This is a genomic window from Bittarella massiliensis (ex Durand et al. 2017) (assembly GCF_017566145.1).
Lineage (GTDB): Bacteria > Bacillota > Clostridia > Oscillospirales > Ruminococcaceae > Bittarella > Bittarella massiliensis_A.
In genome coordinates this window covers 1-224 of record NZ_JABFCL010000192.1, presented here as the reverse complement: position 1 = coordinate 224, position 224 = coordinate 1, and the positions used below count along the sequence as shown (strand labels likewise).

Genomic DNA, 224 nt, shown 5'->3' with positions numbered 1-224 from the left:
GAGAAATGAAGATATGAGAACACAAAAGGCAGATCTTCTTCTTATGAATGTAGACTTCCTGGACGAGAACTGGGAGAGAGTCCGGGGGCGTGATATTGTCATCCGGGACGGTGTGATTGTGGAGATCCGCAAACATGGAGACAGTGAAACGGTTTATGAAGCAAATGAGACGGTAGATGGAGGGGAGATGCTTTATCTTCCGGGATTCATCGACTCCCATATGC

The 224-nt window shown here is 47.3% G+C and carries 1 pseudogene; it reads left to right on the top strand.

The features are described 5' to 3' along the window. Positions 1-13: 13 nt before the first annotated feature. Positions 14-224: pseudogene (locus HJY11_RS13995) on the top strand (hypothetical protein); the annotation flags it as partial.